Source organism: Candidatus Clostridium helianthi (assembly GCF_045310795.1).
Classification (GTDB): Bacteria; Bacillota; Clostridia; order Clostridiales; family Clostridiaceae; genus Clostridium; species Clostridium helianthi.
The window spans coordinates 136,044-153,955 of the sequence record NZ_JBJIAB010000007.1; the positions used below are offsets into that span (position 1 = coordinate 136,044).

The window sequence follows — 17,912 nt, forward strand, 5'->3', positions numbered from 1 at the left end:
TAGAATGTTTATTTATGAATATTAAAAAAATACTGAATTATCATAAATGATTAAGGAGAATGTTAAATGAATAAAGTGCTTGATGCAAAAGGAAAAGAATGCCCAATGCCAGTAATAATGGCAAAGAAAGAGATAGATAGTGGAAATAATAGTTTTGTAGTTGAGGTAGACAACGATATTGCTGTGCAAAATCTTAAGAAATTAGCTAATAATCAAGGTTTTGCAGTATCAGTTGAAGAAGAGAATTCTTTATTTAAAGTATATTTCTCAAAAGATTTAGATAAGTTGAGTGAAGTTGAAGTGTTTAATGAAACATCTGACAAATTAGAAGAAAATAAAACGGAAATAGGCAACTGGTCAGTATTTATTGGAAAAGAAATTATTGGAGCAGGTAATGAAGAGCTTGGAAAGTCTCTAATAAAAATGTATCTTTATACAATTTCAGAGTCTGATAATTTACCAAAATCAATCTTGTTTATGAATGATGGTGTAAAGGTACCAACATTAAATCATCAAGCAGCAGAGCACTTAAGAGATTTAGAAACTAAAGGTGTTGAAATACTAGTTTGTGGCGCATGCCTGAACTTTTACGGGCTTGAAGAAAAGTTAAAGGTAGGAAAAGTAAGTAACATGTATTACATAACAAACTGCATGAAAGAGGCATCAAAGGTTATTACGCTTTAAAGGAATTAAAATATATAAAGACAACTAATTTTATAAACATTTATAGTTAACTCTTAATTGTCAACTAATTAAGAAGGGGGAGATTTATTTGCCTGGAAATGTAAAACTTACTAGTTTAACTAGAACTTCAGGATGTGCTGCAAAAATAGGACCTGGTGTACTTCATAATGTCTTAAATAGTTTACCTAAGTTTGAAAATCCCAATTTGATTGTTGGATTTGATACTAATGACGATGCTTGTGTATATAAAATTAATGATAATACAGTAGCAATTCAAACAGTAGACTTTTTTCCACCAATGGTTGATGATCCATATATATTTGGTCAAATTGCAGCTGCTAATGCCCTTAGTGATATTTATGCAATGGGTGGAAATCCTGCAACGGCTATGAATTTACTTTGCTTTCCTTCTTGTTTAGATATATCAATCATGCATGATATACTTGCTGGTGGATATGACAAAGTTAAAGAGGCTGGTGCAGTAATTGCTGGTGGTCATACAATAGCGGACCCAACTCCTAAATATGGTCTTTGCGTAAGTGGATTTGCACATCCAAGTGATATTCTTTCAAATAGTAATGCTAAAACTGGAGATATGCTTGTGCTTACAAAACCCTTAGGTATTGGAATAATGAATACTGCTGCCAAAGCAGAATTATTGAATGAAAGTAAGATTAAAGAAGTTATATGGATAATGTCTACATTAAATAAGTATGCTAAAGAATGTACTTCTAAACTTGATATACATTCATGTACTGATGTAACTGGCTTTAGTTTAATCGGTCATAGTTATGAAATGGCAAGTGGCAGCAACAAAACAATAGAGATTTTTAGTCAGTCTGTACCTATTATAGATGGAGCGTTAGATTATGCCAAAATGGGAATTATACCTGAAGGGATGTACAATAATCTTGATTATTTAAAAGATAAATTCACTTTAGCTTCAAAAGTTACACAGGAGCTGCAAGATGTGTTGATAGATCCACAAACATCAGGTGGATTGCTACTCTCAATTCCAGAAAAAAATGTTAAAGAATTTTTATCAAGAATTGAAGAGTTTACGCCATATGCGAGAGTTATTGGCCAAGTAATTGATAAAGGCGATAAATCTATAGTGATTAAGTAGGTGCTTCATTTAAAGGAAAAGTATTTATTTAGAAGTTATATAAAATAAATGGAGGCAATTATGGAATTACAAAAGAAATTACCTGAAATATTTGAAGAATTTGCTGAAGGAAGGAGAAATGCCTTTATTAAAGCTAAGGAGCTTAAGGATAAGGATGTACCACTAATAGGTGTGTTTTGTACTTACTTTCCACAAGAAATAGCATTAGCTATGGGGGCCGCTACTGTTTCATTATGTGCAACATCAGATGAAACTATTGCCGATGCTGAACAAGATCTCCCACGTAATTTATGTCCTTTAATTAAATCAAGCTATGGTTTTGCTAAAACCGATAAATGTCCATTCTTTTTCTTTTCAGATTTGATTGTTGGTGAGACAACTTGTGATGGGAAAAAGAAAATGTATGAATATCTTTCAGATTTTAAACCAGTACATGTTATGGAGCTTCCAAATTCTCAAAGTGAATCAGGACTTCAATTGTGGAGGCGTGAAATTATAAAATTAAAGTCGAATTTAGAAGAAATGTTTGATGTGGAAATAAGTGAAGATGATATAAGAAAAGCTATCAGGATAAAAAATAACGAACGTAAAGCCTTAAAGAAGTTTTATGAATTAGGTAAAAAAGAACCGGTTGCAATACTTGGTCAAGATATATTTAAGGTTATAAATGGGACAACTTTTAGTTTTGATAAAGAACAAATTCCAAAACAAATGGATGAATTAATTGAAAAGATTAAATCTGAATATGAAATGGAAAGAAAATATGAATCTAGACCGCGTATATTAATTACTGGTTGTCCTATTGGTGGTGCAGCAGAAAAAGTTATTAAAGCGATTGAAGATAATGGAGCGTACGTAGTTGCTTTTGAAAATTGCAGTGTTGCGAAAGCAATTGATGAGTTAGTAGATGAAGAAAATGCTGATGTTTACGATGCTCTTTCACATAAATATTTATCAATTGGTTGTTCTTGTATGAGTCCTAATCCTAATAGAATTAAACTTCTTAATAAAATGATTGATGATTATAAAATAGATGCTGTAATTGATATAATATTAACAGCTTGTCATACGTATAGTGTAGAAACTTTATCAATTAAGAGATTTGTAAACAATGAAAAAAATATACCATATATGAGTGTTGAAACAGATTTTTCTATTAATGATATAGGCCAATTAAATACAAGAATGGCGGCGTTTATAGAGATGCTTTAAGCATAGCTAAGAATATAAGGTGGTAGATTATGGGTAAATATACTTTAGGAATTGATTCTGGTTCCACAACTACAAAAGGTGTATTATTTGATGGCAAAACAATTGTTAAGACTATGATTATAAAGACATCTGCAAAACCAAAAGATAGCATTCGTAAAGTCTATGATGAACTCTATTCTAAGAATGTGAAATATACTATAGCTACCGGGTATGGTAGAGGTTTATTAGAGGAAGCAGATAAAACCATCACTGAAATAACTTGTCATGCGCAAGGTGCAGTATTTCTTAATCCTACTATTAGAGGAGTTATAGATATAGGAGGGCAGGACTCTAAAGTTATTTTATTAGATAACTCATTAAATGTTGTGGATTTTTTAATGAATGATAAATGTGCTGCTGGGACGGGGAGATTTGTTGACGTTATGATGAGAATTTTAGAAGAAGATATGAAGAATATCGATGATTTTGTAAGAGATAGAAATCCAGTAAGTATATCTAGCATGTGTACTGTTTTTGCTGAAAGTGAAATTATTAGTCTTCTTGCAAAAGATATTCATAGAGGTGATATTGCCCTTGGAATAATTCATTCAATTTCCAAAAGAACAGCTAACTTTGCACAAAAATTAAATTTGCAAGGAGACATATTTTTTAGCGGAGGATTAGCATTATCGGAAACATTTAGAACAACTCTTGAAAGTTATCTTAACAAAAAAGTGATAACTAATGAGTTGTGTCAATATGCAGGTGCAATTGGAGCGGCTGCAATTGGATATAAAAAAATTAAATGAAGTAATGAAAGGAAAGTTATGCAAAAAAAATCATAGGTATAAATGAGAATGGAAGTTATGAAGATAAATTTAATTTTACTAGCTGCAGGAAATAGTAGTAGATTTCAAGGAAATAAATTATTAGCTATAGTAAGCAATAAGCCTATGTACATGAATGTGGTAGAAAAAGTATTAGGAATAAATTTTAATAAGATAATTTTAGTTACCCAATATGAAGAAATAGTGCAAGATTTATTGAAGCAAAAAATTGAAGTTGTTATGAATAAGAATAGTGAACTTGGGATATCCCATTCTATAAGACTTGGAATTGAAGAAGATATGGAAGCTGATGCTTATATGTTTATGGTATGTGATCAGCCGTTTATATCATTGCGGAGTATTGAAATATTAATTAATAGATTTATAAAAAGTAATAAGGGAATGGCCTGTTTAGAATATGAGGACAACCTCGGAAATCCAACTATATTCTCTAAGAAATATAAAAATGAGCTACTAAGTTTAAATGGAGATGTTGGAGGTAAGTCCATTATGAAAAAACACCTTGATGATTTAGAGCGGGTTAGAATAATGAATGAAATTGAATTGACAGATATCGATACTAGAGAAGAATTAAAGAATTTTTTATAAGGATAAAAATATTAATAAAAGTATGCGTTCAGTGTAAGTTGAACTTTTGTGGATATTTAACGCAATTAACTAAGCATAATAAATAAAGATATGAGGTGATCTAATATGAAAAAAATTTTTTATGGTAATTTAGTCAATGTACTACATGAAAGAGGCGGAATCAATGTAGTTACTATAATTAACGGGATTTACAATGGGAAAGATATTGTGGGTCAGAAGCTTCTTAAAAGTGAGAATGACATTATTATAGAGGATGAGAGTTTAAAAGATTTTTGGAATTTTGTGTTGAAAACATTAGATTTTACTAAAGGAACTTGTGTAGTCAAATTAGAAAACAATATAGAATTGTTTATAGAGTATGTTGTAGGTAAACCTCATTTAGTTATTTGCGGTGGTGGACATATTGCATTACCTTTATGCAATATTGCTAAGATGCTAGATTTTAATGTGACTATTATAGATGATAGGATTGAATTTGCGAATAATGAAAGATTTCCAATAGCAGATAAAGTCTTTTGTAATGATTTCAATGAAGCAATAGAAGAAATAAAGCCTAATAAAAGTACTTACTTTGTGATTATTACTAGAGGACATAAAGATGATAGAAAATGTTTGGAAAAGATATTACAAAATGATTTCTTTTATGTTGGTATGATCGGAAGTAAAAGTAAAGTTGCTTTTGTTATCAATAATATGTTAGAAAGTGGATATACAAAGGAACAAATAGACAAAGTTCATACCCCAATTGGACTTAGTTTAGGAGGACAAACTCCGGCTGAAATAGCTGTAAGTATAGCTGGAGAAATAATTTTAGAGAAGAATAAAAAAGAAAGCAGCAATATAGAGGATAATATTTTAAATGAAATACTCAATAGAAAAGAATCTATGGTTCTTACGACAATAATTGAAAAACATGGGTCGTCTCCAAGAGGGGTTGGAGCTAAGATGCTTGTATATGAGAATGGAGAATTCATAGGGACCGTAGGTGGAGGAAGCGTAGAAAATGCAGTGTATGAACAAGCGTTAGATTTAGTTAAATGTAAAAAGTCATTAGTAGAGAAATATGATTTATCAAATTCAGCTGCTTCAAAACTTGGTATGGCTTGTGGAGGAACAATAAAAGTTTTATTTGAGTTTATTGATATATAAAATACTTATTTATAATACAAAACTAAAGAAAGTGAATTAGATTTATTATATATAAGAAATGTGATTGGAGAGGAGGAGCATAGCAATGAAGATGATAAAAACTATAGAGGCTGTTGGGCATGTTTTATGTCATGATATTACTAGGATAATAAAAGATGTAACTAAAGATATTGCTTTTAAAAAAGGGCATATCATTAGGGAAGAAGATGTACCAATATTGCTTTCACTAGGTAAGGATAATATTTATATATGGGAAAAAAGTGAAGATATGCTTCATGAAAATGAAGCAGCAGATATTTTATTCAACATCTGTAAAGGAAAGAACATAAGTGGAAGTGATGTTAGGGAAGGAAAAGTTGATCTTATAGCAGACGTTGATGGACTTCTACGGGTTGATGTGGATAGATTAAATATGGTTAATTCATTAGGCGAAATGATGATAGCCACACGCCATAATAATTTTTCGGTTAAAAAAGGAGATAAATTAGCTGGAACTAGAATTATTCCATTAATTATAGAAAAAGAAAAGATGGATGAAGCTATAAAAATAGGAAGAAATGAGCCGCTGCTCAATATTATAAAGTTTAAGCGTAAGAAAGTTGGGATTGTTACAACAGGGAATGAAGTGCATTATGGACGAATTAAGGATTCTTTTGGGCCTGTTATAATAGAAAAATTATCAGAATATGATGTTGAGATTTTAGGACAAGAGATTGTCAATGATGATCTTCGAAATATTGGTAAAGCCATAAACAAATTTATAGAAAAAGGTGCAGATATGATAGTTTGTACAGGAGGTATGAGCGTGGATCCTGATGATCTAACACCAAGTGCAATAAAAAATACAGGAGCTGAAATTATATCATATGGAGCACCTGTGTTGCCAGGAGCAATGTTCCTATTGTCATATTATAAAGATAATATTCCTATAATTGGACTACCAGGTTGTGTAATGTATTCTAAGCGAACTATCTTTGATTTAGTACTACCAAGAATAATGGCAGATATAAAGTTAAGTAGTAAGGATTTAGCTTTAATGGGTCATGGCGGTTTGTGCTTATCATGTGATATATGTACTTATCCTAATTGTGGATTCGGAAAGGGAATGTAAAAAAGGAGGAGAATACTAATGAATTTAACTCACTTTGATAATAAGGGAAATGCAATAATGGTAGATGTAACAAATAAGGAAGTGACAGAAAGAACAGCTACTGCGAAAGGAAGAATCAAAGTAAACAAAGATGTATTTGAAGCAATAAAAAATGGGACATCTAAAAAAGGAGATGTTTTAGGTGTTGCAAGAGTTGCGGGAATAATGGCAGCTAAAAGAACATCAGAGTTAATACCAATGTGTCACGTTCTAATGATTACAAAAAGTAGTATTGATTTTGAAATTTTTGAAGAAAGATTCGAAGTTGAAGCTACATGTACTGTTAAGGTAAGTGGCAAAACAGGAGTTGAAATGGAAGCATTAACAGGAGTATCTGTAGCACTTCTTACTATATATGATATGTGTAAGGCCATGGATAAGAGTATGGAAATAAATCAAGTTTATTTACATAAAAAAACAGGAGGGAAAAGTGGAGATATAGAAAACAATAGATAGATAAAATTTTAAAGATAATTAAGTATAGGGTCAATTTAAGTATATAAGGAGGTATACTGATTTTGTTAGATTTATATGGACGTAATATAGATTATCTTAGGATATCTATAACTGATAAATGCAATTTTAGGTGTAAATATTGTACGCCAGAAGAAAGAGTTGACACTTTGATGAATAATGAGATTTTAACTTTTGATGAAATTATTAAAATCTGCAAAAGTGCCTCCGAATTAGGAATTGAAAAGATTAAAGTAACTGGTGGAGAACCGTTACTTAGAGATGATGTTACAGATTTAATAAAATCAATAAAGGAGCTACCGCTTGTAAAAAATGTTACATTAACTACAAATGGAGTATTTCTTTACGATAAAATTCATGAATTAAAAAGTTCAGGAATTGATAGTATAAATGTTAGTCTAGACACGTTAATAAAAGACAGATTCAACGATATAACTAGAAGAGATAAATTTGATGAAGTTATTAGAGGTATAAAAGAGGCTATAAAAGTAGGAATAAAAATAAAAATAAATAGTGTTCCAATTAAGAATTTTAATTTTGATGAAATAGCAAATATTGCAGCGATAAGTAAAGATAAAAATATAGATGTTAGATTCATTGAAATGATGCCTATTGGATTAGGAGAATCTTTTAAAGGAATATCAAGCAGAGAAATATTAGATATACTTGAGAAGAAGTATGGAAAATTCCATGAATTAAAAGGTGATAATGGAAATGGACCAGCGTTATATTATAAGAATGAACAATTTAAGGGGCATATAGGATTTATAAGTGCGATAAGTAGCGAGTTTTGTGAAAAGTGTAATAGAATTAGAATTACCGCTGATGGTTTCTTGAAGCCATGCTTATGCTATGGTACTGGAATTGATCTAAAAAGTTTAATCAAAAATGGAATTAATGAAAAAGAATTAATAAATGCAATAAGAAAAGGCATATTAAGTAAACCAGAAAAGCATGAGTTTAACAAAGAAAAGAAATCTAGTAACATTGAAATAAAGAAAATGTCACAGATTGGAGGATAATTATGGGGAAAGTAGTAGCTGTATGTATTAGTGAAAAACGTGGCACACAAAAGAAGAATATTCAAGAGGGAAATTTTATAGAAAACTTTGGAATAGAAAGTGATGCTCATGCTGGAAATTGGCATCGGCAAGTAAGCTTATTGTCTTATGAAAAAATAGAAGAATTTAATAATAAGGGGGCCAATGTAATAGATGGGGCCTTTGGTGAAAATCTTGTAGTAGAAGGAATTGAATTTATTAAGCTGCCTATTGGATCAACATTAAGATGCAACGATGTTGTTTTAGAAATTACTCAAATAGGGAAAGAGTGTCACAATCACTGCGAGATTTATAAGAAAATGGGAGACTGTATTATGCCTAGAAATGGTGTGTTTGCAAAAGTTATTGTCGGAGGAAAAATAAGATGTGGAGATGAGATGAAGGTTGTATAGAGTAGGAATAATAACTTCAAGTGACAAAGGATATACTGGTCAGAGAGAAGATAAAAGTGGAAAAGCCACTGCAGAAATAATAAAGAAATAAGGATATAGGATTAAAGTTTATAAAATCCTTACAGATGAACAAAAAAGTTTTACGTGATGAAATACAAAACTTATGTGATAATAATATTGTTGATTTGACTATAACAAAATAGTTGAGTATGGGCTAATCATATGTATTAAGAGTGTATATATTAAACGCATAGCATAATATGAGTTTAATTGTAAATAAGAGATAAAACTTAATGAAAATGTAAGATCATTCTTAAATTTTCTTTTAAGGTTTTAAATAAATAAATTATTAAATTAATTTGATGTGGAGGAATTAAAAATGTTAGAAGTAACAAATACAAAAAAGGCACCAGCAGCAATTGGGCCATATTCTCAGGCAATAGGATTTGGAAATATATTATTTACATCAGGACAAATACCGTTAGATCCATCAACTGGTGAGGTTGTAGGAAGTAATATAGAAGAGCAGGCAACTCAGGTAATGAAAAATATATCAGCTATATTAGAAGCTAATGATATTAATTTTGAAAATGTAATTAAGACTACTTGTTTTATTGCAAATATGAGTGATTTTGCTAGCTTTAATGAAGTATATGCTAAGTATTTTATTAGTAATCCAGCACGTTCATGCGTTGCTGTAAAGGAGCTTCCTAAAGGAGTATTATGCGAGGTTGAAGCAATAGCTTTCAAAAATGTATAGTTTATAGATGAAATGCTAAAATAATATTATTGTAAATAAAATAGACTATCTCAAAGATATCCTCGTAATAAGGAAGTTCTTTGAAATAGTCTATTTTTTAAGCTTTCTTAATTTCAGATACTAATTCATCCATAAGTTCTTTCACCGTTGTGATTTTTGTTATTCTGCTTGCATTCTCGCCACAGAATATTAGACCTTCATCAAGGTTACCCTTTACTGCATTTATTAAAGCTTTGCTTATGCAATAAGGTGTGTTAGCAGGGTTACAAGGTGTTAAACAATTATAACAATGAGTTATTTTCTCTCTCTCAGAGCTAGTTCTTTTTACAAATGTATTCTTCATAGCTCTACCTGGCATTCCAACGGGACTTTTTACTATTTGAATATCATCTTTGTTACAGTTAACATAGGCATTTTTAAACTCATCCGAAGCATCACATTCTTCAGTTGCTACAAATCTCGTTGCCATTTGAACGCCGCTAGCACCTAATTTTAAATATTTAGCAATATCATATCCATCAAAAACACCGCCAGCAACTACTACTGGGATTTCTTTATTATATTTTTCAGCGTACTTCTTTGTTTCGTTTATTATATCTACAACAGATTTATCAAAATCTAAATTTTCATCTTCTAACTCTTCAACTTTAAAGCCCAAATGACCACCAGCTTTTGGTCCTTCAATTACAACAAGATCTGGAGCTACATTATCGTGCTTATCCCAAAGTTTCAAAATTACTTTTGCTGCTTTTAAAGAAGAAACTATTGGTGCAATCTTTACAGAGGAATTCTTTACTATTTTAGGTAACATAGTAGGAAGTCCTGCACCAGAGATTATTAAATCAACTCCAGCTTCTATTGCAGTTTTTATATGATCTTCATAATTATTAGTTGCTACCATAGCATTAATACCTATAATGCCATTTACCGCTTTAGCTTTAGCAATAGTAATATGTTTTTTTAAAGCCCTTAAATTCGCCTCTAAAGGGTTCTTTTCAAAGTCATCTTCATTATAACCAAGTTGCGCAGCAGAGATGATTCCAATTCCACCAGCATTAGCAACAGCAGCAGCTAAATTAGAAGATGAAACACCAATTCCCATACCCCCTTGAATAATAGGAATAGGAGCAACTAAATTTCCAATTTTAAGAGAATTAAAATTCATTTTACATATATCCTTTCACGAAAAATTCGACAATAAAATATTTTGACTATCAAAGTATTATATTTTATTATAAAATAATATGAGTAGTTAAACAAGAAGTATTTAAAAAAACTACTATTCAGTTAAGTTTGTTTGTTGCATTGGGGTGTTAAGATTATTATAATAATTTACTCATTTGAATGATTACTAAAAATTAAAATAATAAAATTGTTGACATAAATGATAAACACATGATACAATACTTAATGTCTTAGGGGTATGGCTCAACGGTAGAGTAGTGGTCTCCAAAACCATTGGTTGTGGGTTCAAATCCTACTGCCCCTGCCACAAAGGTCGTAGTACGTTGTACTACGGCTTTTTTATGTGCAAAAATGTATGGCTTATAAAAAAATATATTTTAGAGTTACAGAAATGCATCTGATTGGTTTATATATCTGTGTAAATAATTAGCTAAAAATAAGTAAAAAGAGAATAATTTAGTATAAAATGTAGAAAATAACTTGACCTTTCCCAGAAAAAGTATATAATTTTATTAATATAATGAATTATATGTAAACATAAATAATTATGTATTTATAAAAACTATTTTGTGTCTTGTGAATGAGTTATTATAAAATACATTCAATATTTGAATATTGAAGACATATTATGGTAATAATCCATTGTGAGGTGGAATACGATATGAATAAATTAGTTTTGCTAAATGAAGTTAGAAAAAAAGGAATAGAGAATAAAAATAGATTGGCAAAATCAACTAATAATACTATTAATGAAAAAGAAAGCAATAAATCCTATATATCTTTTAGAGAGAAGTTTAATTGCTTCAAAGAAGATGATGAAGCTAATAACTCAAAAATAAGATATAATGAGGAATTCAATAAGAATACTGGTAGAAAGAACCTAAATAAAATTATTGAGAGAATTTTTTTGCTAAATAATACAACAATAATTGAGCTTGTTAATTCATTATATAATGATGATTTAAATATTAATACTAGAATGAAATATAATAAGACTAAAAAAAATATAGATATAAATGAAGATATTAAGTTAGAAGATTCAAATTATGATTTGAGGATACTAGCAGAAGATGAGTATAGGAAGTTTGAATACAGGGTACAGTTTCACGTTAACGATGCTGAAAATATAGCAATAATAATAAATAAGGTAAATTTATCGAATAATCACAATGTAATAAGCCTTAATGCCAAAAAGAGGAAGAGTGTAAATAAAAGTGAATATGCTTTGAAGGAGAACTATTCTAAATCTATGATAATACTGAACTCTAATATTGAAGTTCCTGATGTCTATCCAATTAAATCAGAAACTAAGGAAAAAAGTCTAGATTATAAAATTAATATAATCAAAGGATGGAAATATGATTTTAAGCAATTAAGCGAAAAAAATATGTATTTATTATTTCCATTAAAAGCATTAGATATTAGAAAAAGATTATTAAATATGAAAGAAGACTTAATGTCAAAGGATTTAATTAAAGATGAAATGTATAGATTCTTTAAGGATATGAATAAATATTTACAAAGAGGTAAGGCTGATAATTTAATTACAGATAAAGATATTAGTGAATTGAATTTAATAACAATTGATTTACTAAATTCTTTTATTAAAGATAAGAGTGATATATTTGCTGATATAAAAAGAGATATAGAGACAACATTTAAAGAGATAGTTGTATAGAATAAACTCAATTTTGTAGTGCAATAGTAAAATGAATAAATTTATATTGCGTAGAGATCTCGATTTTAATATTTAATAAGAGGATAAATATTGAAGAATGTCCTTATATTAATGAGAATAATAAATAATCGGAAGGTTAAAATACTATTAATCGGTAGATAAAATTTTTAGAGTTTTGTTTACTGATTCTACCAATTAGCCGAGGAGGGGATCGTTATGTCAAACAACAATAATAGGACATTAGTTCCAGAAGCAAGACGTGGCTTGGAAAAATTCAAGAACGAAGTAGCTCAAGAGCTAGGAATACCATTTAAAGAATACAATGGTAACTTGAGTTCTAGACAATGTGGTTCAGTAGGCGGAGAAATGGTAAAAAGAATGGTAGAAGAATATGAACATAGAATCTAATGAAATTTTATAATTTAATATTGTTTCTATGTATGTTAGGATAGTCTAATCATATTCTAAAAAATGGGAGATGTATTATACAAAGGTATGGTACATCTCCTGTTTTTTATCCTAATATTATATAGATGTTTTAATTATAAACGTGCATAATAATCGTTTTGGACTGTTCGCAAATTTCGTGGTAAAATTAGAACAAAAGTTCGTTATATAAAAAAGTTTAGGTGTGATATTATGAGAAAAATTAAAATTTTACATATAGCAGATATACATTTTGATACTCCTTTTAGTGGAATGACACCAAAGCTAGCACTAAAGAGTAAGGAAGAATTGAAACAAGTTTTTGAGAACATAATGCTAATAACTTTAAATGAAGAAATAGATATTTTACTAATAGCAGGAGATGTATTTGATAATTTATCTGTAAAGAAAACTACACTTCATTTTATAAAAAGCTGTTTTGAAAATATTAGCAAGGTAAAAGTTTTTATAAGCCCTGGAAATCATGATCCTTTTAATGAAAAGTCTTTTTATAGTATTGTAGATTGGCCAAGTAATGTTCATATTTTTAAGGGAAGTGTTGAAAAAGTAATATTAGAGGATTTAAAGACTGTTGTTTGGGGAGCTGGGTTTAATACCACACATGTTAGTAAATCCTTATTAAAAGATGTTGAGAGAATCAACGAATATAACAATATAATGGTTATACATGGAGAAGTTTCTAGCGTAAAGGAAGGAAATAATTACAATCCAATTACGGAAGAAGATATAGTTAAAAGCGATTTAGATTATATAGCATTAGGACATAGACATAAGTTTTCAGAAGTTAAGAAGATAGGTAATACATATTACAGTTATAGCGGATGTCCTCAAGGAAGAGGTTTTGATGAGCTTGAAGATAAAGGGATAGTATTATTAGAGATTAAGAATAGATTTGTAGAAAGTCGGTTTATTAGAACATCAGTAAGAAATTACTATGAGAAAGGAATAAATATTGAAGGGTGCTTTGGATATAATGAAGTAAAAAATAGAATTATATCAGAAATCCCTAAGGATGATAGAAAGAATAATTTTTATAAAATTATTCTAAAAGGACAAATATCTGATGAATTTTCATTAAATGAAGAGTTTCTAGAAGAACTACTTAAAGATGAATTCTATTTTGTGAAGATTATTGACAAAAGTGAAATTAAGTTAGATATAACCGAATTGATAAAAGGATACTCATTAAAAAGCATATTTGCAAAAAAAATATATGAGGAGCTACAGAACGTGAAAACGGAGGAAGAAAGGGAAATTATTTCTTTGGCTTTAAAGATAGGAATTCAAAGCATCTCAGGTGAAGAGGTAAGAATTAATGAGATGTAAATTGATAAAAGAGAGAGTTAGATATTATAGAACTAATACATTCGAAAATAGTATTGGAAGAAATTGTATTGAAGTAAATTTTATGAAAGAGGTGAAAGCTTTTGATAGTTAAAAAAATAAATATAAAAGCTTTTGCAGGGATTAAAGATAAAAGCTTAGATTTAAGTAGAGGATTCAATTTAATTTATGGAAAAAACGAAAAGGGAAAAAGCTCAATCGAGAATTTTATCAAGATATGGCTGTATGGGATTGAAAATTCTAGAAGTAAACTAAACGATAGAAAAAGATACATGCCTCTATCTGGAGAGAATATTTCTGGAGAATTAATAATAGAACATGAAGGAAAAAGCTATATTATAAAAAGAAGATTTGGTACAACAAAAAAAGAAGATGAATGCGAAATTTTAGATGAAATAACGGGAGAGAGTTTGCAAATAGAATATAAAAATGAGCCTGGAAGGTATTTCTTCGATATAAATTTATCTACTTTTATAAAGACATTATTTATAGGACAATTAGGAGTAGTTATATCAAAAGATAAAGAAGAAGAAATAATGGAGAAGCTAACTAATGTTTACAATGTGGGAGATGAAAATACTTCTGTAAAAAAAGTAATTGAGAAATTAGAAAAGAAGAAGAAGCAATTGCTAGGAATAAGAAAAGGTGGAGAGATTGATTTATTAAAAGAGAAAAATAATTCACTAAAAACAGAATTATGGGAAGCATATAAATTAGCTGAAGAAAACGTGCAAAATGAGGAAAATTTATTAAGGAAGAAAGATATTAAAAGCAATATAAAAGAACAAATTCAAAAGCTGGATTTATATAAAAAGTATATTAAGAAGATAAAACTTCAAAAAGACTACAAAGAAATAAGTAGTTATTTAGTTAAGGGAGAGCAGCTTAAAAGAAAACAGGATGCAATAATCGAAGAACTTAAAAAGGGTGATGAATATATAACAACTGAATATTTGGATGAAATTAATGAAAGGTGTGCGAGATATCTAAGTCTATTAGACGTAAAACAAGAAAAGTTAAATAAACTTTATAAATTAGAAGAAGAATTAAGAGTGAAAAACGAAAAAATAATAAATTATAAAGTTTTTTCTTCGATGGGAAGTAATATAAAAGAAAAAATATACACATTAAAAGTTGACCAGAGGAATTTAGAAGAAAAACTCAATGATATCATAAATATAAAAAATTCAATAGCTGGATTCAAGATGGATATAAACAAGCAGGCTTCTAGCATTAGCAACTTAGATTTTATAAAAAATAATAGAGAAGAAATAGAGAAATTGCTTAATTCTTATAAAGAAGGATTAAAGGAATTAAAATATAAAATGGAGAATCAGGATTATAGTAAGTCGGAAGGAGACTTAAATAGCTTAAATAAAAAAATAAATTGTATTTATTTTATTGGAGCAATTTGTATTTCTACTTTTATATACAGTATGTTGAAGCAAATAATTCCCATTATGATTATGTTTATACCTATATTTATTATAATAGGAATAGTATATTTCAAATATTCGCTATTAATTAAAAGTTCAGATATTGTTAGGAAAAATAATATATCAATTGATGAGCTAAAAGAAAGAATAGAAGAATATGAAAAAAGATTAGATGTTTATATAAAGAAAACTAATTCAGTATCTTATGAAGATTTTATTAGTAAGATAAATCAATATGATAAGTATATAGGTTATAAAGATAATATGATTTTATTAATAAAAAATAAGGAAGAGGAGATTAACAGATACGATATTACTAAATTAAAATCAAATTATAATAGAAATAAAGGTGTGATAGCATCTTTGTATAATGTTTTAGGATGCAAGTCTTTAGATGAGGTGCTAGAACAATTGGAATTCTATGAAAAACAAAAAGAAGAAATACTTATAAAGGAATACGAGATTAATACAATTAATCAGGAGATAGAAAATACAAATGAACAATTAGCCGATAAAGATGATGAGATAAGAAAAAAAACTCATGTACTTGGATTAGAAAATATAGAAATAGTAGATATGCATGTTAAGTTGAGAGAGTATAAAGAAAAAATAAATAAAATGAATGAAATTAAAAATGCATTGAAAAGTGTAGAGGAAACATATAAGGTTCTAATAAAAGATAGAAATATAGATGAAATAAAGGAAGAAATGAAACAAATTATTAGTCAAGACATAAACTATTCCTATGAATCTGAAGAAGAAATAGACTCAGAGATTAGAGCGAAGTCTAATGAATTGTTGAAAATCGAGAAGGAGATAAAGGATTTAGAACACCTTATAGAAAAAAGGTATTTAGGTAAAAGGGAAATTTCAGAGATAGAAGAAGAAATATTAATTAATGAAGAAAAAACTAAAAAGTTGGAGAAAGAATTTAAAGCATTAGAGTTAGCTAGTAATTTGATTCAAGAAGCATTTGATGAGATAAAAAAGAATATTGGACCAGATATGAATAAGAAAATTATAAAGAAATTTAATTTCTTAACAAATGATGATTATGAAGAAGCTAAGATATCAGAAGACTATAAGCTAAAGATTAGAAATAAAGGAATACTATTCGAAGGGGAAATACTAAGCAATGGTGCTAAAGATCAACTTTATCTAGCATTAAGGTTATCATTTATAAATATGTTGTTTAAAAATAAAAGAATCCCAATATTTTTAGATGATGCTCTTGTCCAATATGATGATGAGAGAAGAGAGCGGGCATTAAATCTTCTTATGGATGAAAATTTTGAGCAAGTAATTTTCTTTACATGTCAAAAAATAGAAAAGCTTATTCTTGATAGAAATAAGTATGATTATAATTTAATTAATCTGAATTGATAATACTATCCTAAATTAATATTTAACTAATCTTGACATATTTAAACTTTAACAGTAATATTATAAACAGAGTTGCAAATGCAAATCAGATGCAAACTGGAGGTGTAATATGAAGAAGAAAATAATTTCGGGAGCGTTAGCGGTATTAGTAAGTTTTATGCTAATAGGATGTGGAGCTAATGCAAATACTGGAATACAAAACAAAACTGAAGATAAATTAAAAATTGCAGTTTCAATATATCCATTAAAAGAATTCGCAGAGAAGATAGCTGGTGATAAAGCCGATGTTATATGTCTAGTTCCTGATAATATGGAGCCACATGATTATGAGCCTAAAACCAAAGATTTTCAGGAATTAACAAAGAGTAATGCGTTTATTTATAATGGCTTAGGCATGGAAGAATGGGTAGGTCAAGTAAATGAAGCTATTAAGAATACTAATGTAATTGTTGTAGATTCAAGTACTGGTATAGAAACCAGGCAAGAGGGGGATGCGGTTGATCCACATGCTTGGCTAAGTTTAAAAAATGCTGAAATCCAATCAAGCAATATAAAAGATACACTAGTAAAGTTAGATGAGAAAAATAAGGATTATTATGAAGAAAACTACAATAAATTTAAAGAGGAATTAGAGAGTTTATATAGTGAATATAAACCTAAATTTGATACATTAAGTAAGAAAAATTTCATAACAGGTCACGCTGCATTTGGATATTTATGCAGAGACTTCGGATTAACTCAAAAATCAGTAGAAAATTTATTTGCAGAGGGTGAGCCAACTCCTAAGCAATTAAAAGACTTAGTAAGTTTTTGTAAAGATAACAATATAAAGACTGTTTTCTCAGAGTCGTTAGCGAGCCCTAAAGTTTCGGAAACTTTAGCAAAAGAAGTTCAAGCTGATGTAGTTCCAATACTTACATTAGAATCAAAAGAAGATGACAAAAATTATATAGAAGCTATGAGATACAATTTGGATGAGATATACAAGTGCTTATCTAAAGAATAAACTAGATTAA

General features: G+C 28.9%; 18 protein-coding genes and 1 tRNA gene. 18 read left to right on the forward strand and 1 reads right to left on the reverse strand.

Going from position 1 to position 17,912, the window contains the following annotated elements; translation table 11 throughout:
- Window positions 1-66: 66 nt before the first annotated feature.
- From yedF to ACJDTP_RS08120, 11 genes are all read left to right on the forward strand, one after another.
- On the forward strand, window positions 67-684 hold the full coding sequence (gene yedF / locus ACJDTP_RS08070; protein ID WP_078115838.1) for a sulfurtransferase-like selenium metabolism protein YedF: 618 nt from the start codon (window positions 67-69) through the stop codon (window positions 682-684).
- A gap of 88 nt (window positions 685-772) precedes the next feature.
- Window positions 773-1,810 (forward strand): selenide, water dikinase SelD, encoded by a 1,038-nt coding sequence (gene selD / locus ACJDTP_RS08075; protein WP_406760896.1) that lies wholly within the window; start codon window positions 773-775, stop codon window positions 1,808-1,810.
- Between the two features lie 60 nt (window positions 1,811-1,870).
- On the forward strand, window positions 1,871-3,022 hold the full coding sequence (locus ACJDTP_RS08080) for a double-cubane-cluster-containing anaerobic reductase (protein ID WP_406760897.1): 1,152 nt from the start codon (window positions 1,871-1,873) through the stop codon (window positions 3,020-3,022).
- A gap of 29 nt (window positions 3,023-3,051) precedes the next feature.
- Window positions 3,052-3,810 carry an acyl-CoA dehydratase activase gene (locus ACJDTP_RS08085; protein ID WP_161223471.1) on the forward strand — a complete coding sequence of 253 codons (759 nt, stop codon included), beginning with the start codon at window positions 3,052-3,054 and terminating at the stop codon, window positions 3,808-3,810.
- Window positions 3,811-3,867: 57 nt separating this feature from the next.
- Window positions 3,868-4,437, forward strand: coding sequence for a nucleotidyltransferase family protein (locus ACJDTP_RS08090; RefSeq protein ID WP_406760898.1), 570 nt, complete (start codon window positions 3,868-3,870; stop codon window positions 4,435-4,437).
- A gap of 105 nt (window positions 4,438-4,542) precedes the next feature.
- Complete coding sequence (locus ACJDTP_RS08095; protein ID WP_406760899.1) at window positions 4,543-5,586, forward strand: XdhC family protein; 1,044 nt, start codon at window positions 4,543-4,545, stop codon at window positions 5,584-5,586.
- A gap of 85 nt (window positions 5,587-5,671) precedes the next feature.
- Complete coding sequence (locus tag ACJDTP_RS08100) at window positions 5,672-6,697, forward strand: molybdopterin-binding protein (protein WP_406760900.1); 1,026 nt, start codon at window positions 5,672-5,674, stop codon at window positions 6,695-6,697.
- Window positions 6,698-6,715: 18 nt separating this feature from the next.
- Window positions 6,716-7,192 (forward strand): cyclic pyranopterin monophosphate synthase MoaC, encoded by a 477-nt coding sequence (gene moaC, locus ACJDTP_RS08105; RefSeq protein WP_406760901.1) that lies wholly within the window; start codon window positions 6,716-6,718, stop codon window positions 7,190-7,192.
- Window positions 7,193-7,254: 62 nt separating this feature from the next.
- Entirely contained in the window at window positions 7,255-8,232 is a 978-nt protein-coding gene (gene moaA / locus ACJDTP_RS08110; RefSeq protein ID WP_406760902.1) for a GTP 3',8-cyclase MoaA, read from the forward strand.
- Window positions 8,233-8,234: 2 nt separating this feature from the next.
- Entirely contained in the window at window positions 8,235-8,663 is a 429-nt protein-coding gene (locus ACJDTP_RS08115; RefSeq protein ID WP_406760903.1) for an MOSC domain-containing protein, read from the forward strand.
- Window positions 8,664-9,042: 379 nt separating this feature from the next.
- Entirely contained in the window at window positions 9,043-9,423 is a 381-nt protein-coding gene (locus ACJDTP_RS08120; protein WP_077839229.1) for a RidA family protein, read from the forward strand.
- Between the two features lie 97 nt (window positions 9,424-9,520).
- Here ACJDTP_RS08120 and ACJDTP_RS08125 read toward each other — a convergent pair whose 3' ends face one another.
- Window positions 9,521-10,588: an NAD(P)H-dependent flavin oxidoreductase gene (locus tag ACJDTP_RS08125; RefSeq protein WP_039770335.1), complete on the reverse strand. Its 1,068-nt coding sequence runs from the start codon at window positions 10,586-10,588 to the stop codon at window positions 9,521-9,523.
- 252 nt (window positions 10,589-10,840) lie between these two features.
- Between ACJDTP_RS08125 and ACJDTP_RS08130 the strand changes: the two genes are divergently transcribed.
- The 7 genes from ACJDTP_RS08130 (at window position 10,841) to ACJDTP_RS08160 (ending at window position 17,902) form a co-directional block, all read left to right on the forward strand.
- Window positions 10,841-10,915, forward strand: a tRNA-Trp gene (locus ACJDTP_RS08130).
- Window positions 10,916-11,269: 354 nt separating this feature from the next.
- Window positions 11,270-12,286, forward strand: coding sequence for a hypothetical protein (locus ACJDTP_RS08135; RefSeq protein WP_078115848.1), 1,017 nt, complete (start codon window positions 11,270-11,272; stop codon window positions 12,284-12,286).
- A gap of 216 nt (window positions 12,287-12,502) precedes the next feature.
- Complete coding sequence (locus ACJDTP_RS08140) at window positions 12,503-12,694, forward strand: alpha/beta-type small acid-soluble spore protein (protein ID WP_077839231.1); 192 nt, start codon at window positions 12,503-12,505, stop codon at window positions 12,692-12,694.
- A gap of 231 nt (window positions 12,695-12,925) precedes the next feature.
- Window positions 12,926-14,059: a metallophosphoesterase family protein gene (locus ACJDTP_RS08145; protein WP_406760904.1), complete on the forward strand. Its 1,134-nt coding sequence runs from the start codon at window positions 12,926-12,928 to the stop codon at window positions 14,057-14,059.
- On the forward strand, window positions 14,049-14,171 hold the full coding sequence (locus tag ACJDTP_RS08150) for a hypothetical protein (RefSeq protein ID WP_406760905.1): 123 nt from the start codon (window positions 14,049-14,051) through the stop codon (window positions 14,169-14,171). Before ACJDTP_RS08145 ends, ACJDTP_RS08150 begins: the two co-directional genes overlap by 11 nt.
- A complete protein-coding gene (locus ACJDTP_RS08155) occupies window positions 14,161-16,896 on the forward strand; it encodes an AAA family ATPase (RefSeq protein WP_406760906.1) in 2,736 nt (911 codons plus the stop codon). Before ACJDTP_RS08150 ends, ACJDTP_RS08155 begins: the two co-directional genes overlap by 11 nt.
- 109 nt (window positions 16,897-17,005) lie before the next feature.
- Complete coding sequence (locus ACJDTP_RS08160; RefSeq protein WP_011967826.1) at window positions 17,006-17,902, forward strand: metal ABC transporter solute-binding protein, Zn/Mn family; 897 nt, start codon at window positions 17,006-17,008, stop codon at window positions 17,900-17,902.
- Window positions 17,903-17,912 lie beyond the last annotated feature (10 nt).

Bases quoted from the DNA above. Each gene is read 5' to 3' on its own strand.
- moaC (WP_406760901.1), top strand. From the start codon at position 6,716: ATGAATTTAACTCACTTTGATAATAAGGGAAATGCAATAATGGTAGAT.
- ACJDTP_RS08095 (WP_406760899.1), top strand. From the start codon at position 4,543: ATGAAAAAAATTTTTTATGGTAATTTAGTCAATGTACTACATGAAAGA.
- yedF (WP_078115838.1), top strand. From the start codon at position 67: ATGAATAAAGTGCTTGATGCAAAAGGAAAAGAATGCCCAATGCCAGTA.
- ACJDTP_RS08085 (WP_161223471.1), top strand. From the start codon at position 3,052: ATGGGTAAATATACTTTAGGAATTGATTCTGGTTCCACAACTACAAAA.
- ACJDTP_RS08160 (WP_011967826.1), top strand. From the start codon at position 17,006: ATGAAGAAGAAAATAATTTCGGGAGCGTTAGCGGTATTAGTAAGTTTT.
- ACJDTP_RS08120 (WP_077839229.1), top strand. From the start codon at position 9,043: ATGTTAGAAGTAACAAATACAAAAAAGGCACCAGCAGCAATTGGGCCA.
- ACJDTP_RS08090 (WP_406760898.1), top strand. From the start codon at position 3,868: ATGAAGATAAATTTAATTTTACTAGCTGCAGGAAATAGTAGTAGATTT.
- ACJDTP_RS08080 (WP_406760897.1), top strand. From the start codon at position 1,871: ATGGAATTACAAAAGAAATTACCTGAAATATTTGAAGAATTTGCTGAA.
- ACJDTP_RS08135 (WP_078115848.1), top strand. From the start codon at position 11,270: ATGAATAAATTAGTTTTGCTAAATGAAGTTAGAAAAAAAGGAATAGAG.
- ACJDTP_RS08140 (WP_077839231.1), top strand. From the start codon at position 12,503: ATGTCAAACAACAATAATAGGACATTAGTTCCAGAAGCAAGACGTGGC.
- ACJDTP_RS08145 (WP_406760904.1), top strand. From the start codon at position 12,926: ATGAGAAAAATTAAAATTTTACATATAGCAGATATACATTTTGATACT.
- ACJDTP_RS08115 (WP_406760903.1), top strand. From the start codon at position 8,235: ATGGGGAAAGTAGTAGCTGTATGTATTAGTGAAAAACGTGGCACACAA.
- ACJDTP_RS08150 (WP_406760905.1), top strand. From the start codon at position 14,049: ATGAGATGTAAATTGATAAAAGAGAGAGTTAGATATTATAGAACTAAT.
- ACJDTP_RS08125 (WP_039770335.1), bottom strand. From the start codon at position 10,588: ATGAATTTTAATTCTCTTAAAATTGGAAATTTAGTTGCTCCTATTCCT.
- ACJDTP_RS08100 (WP_406760900.1), top strand. From the start codon at position 5,672: ATGAAGATGATAAAAACTATAGAGGCTGTTGGGCATGTTTTATGTCAT.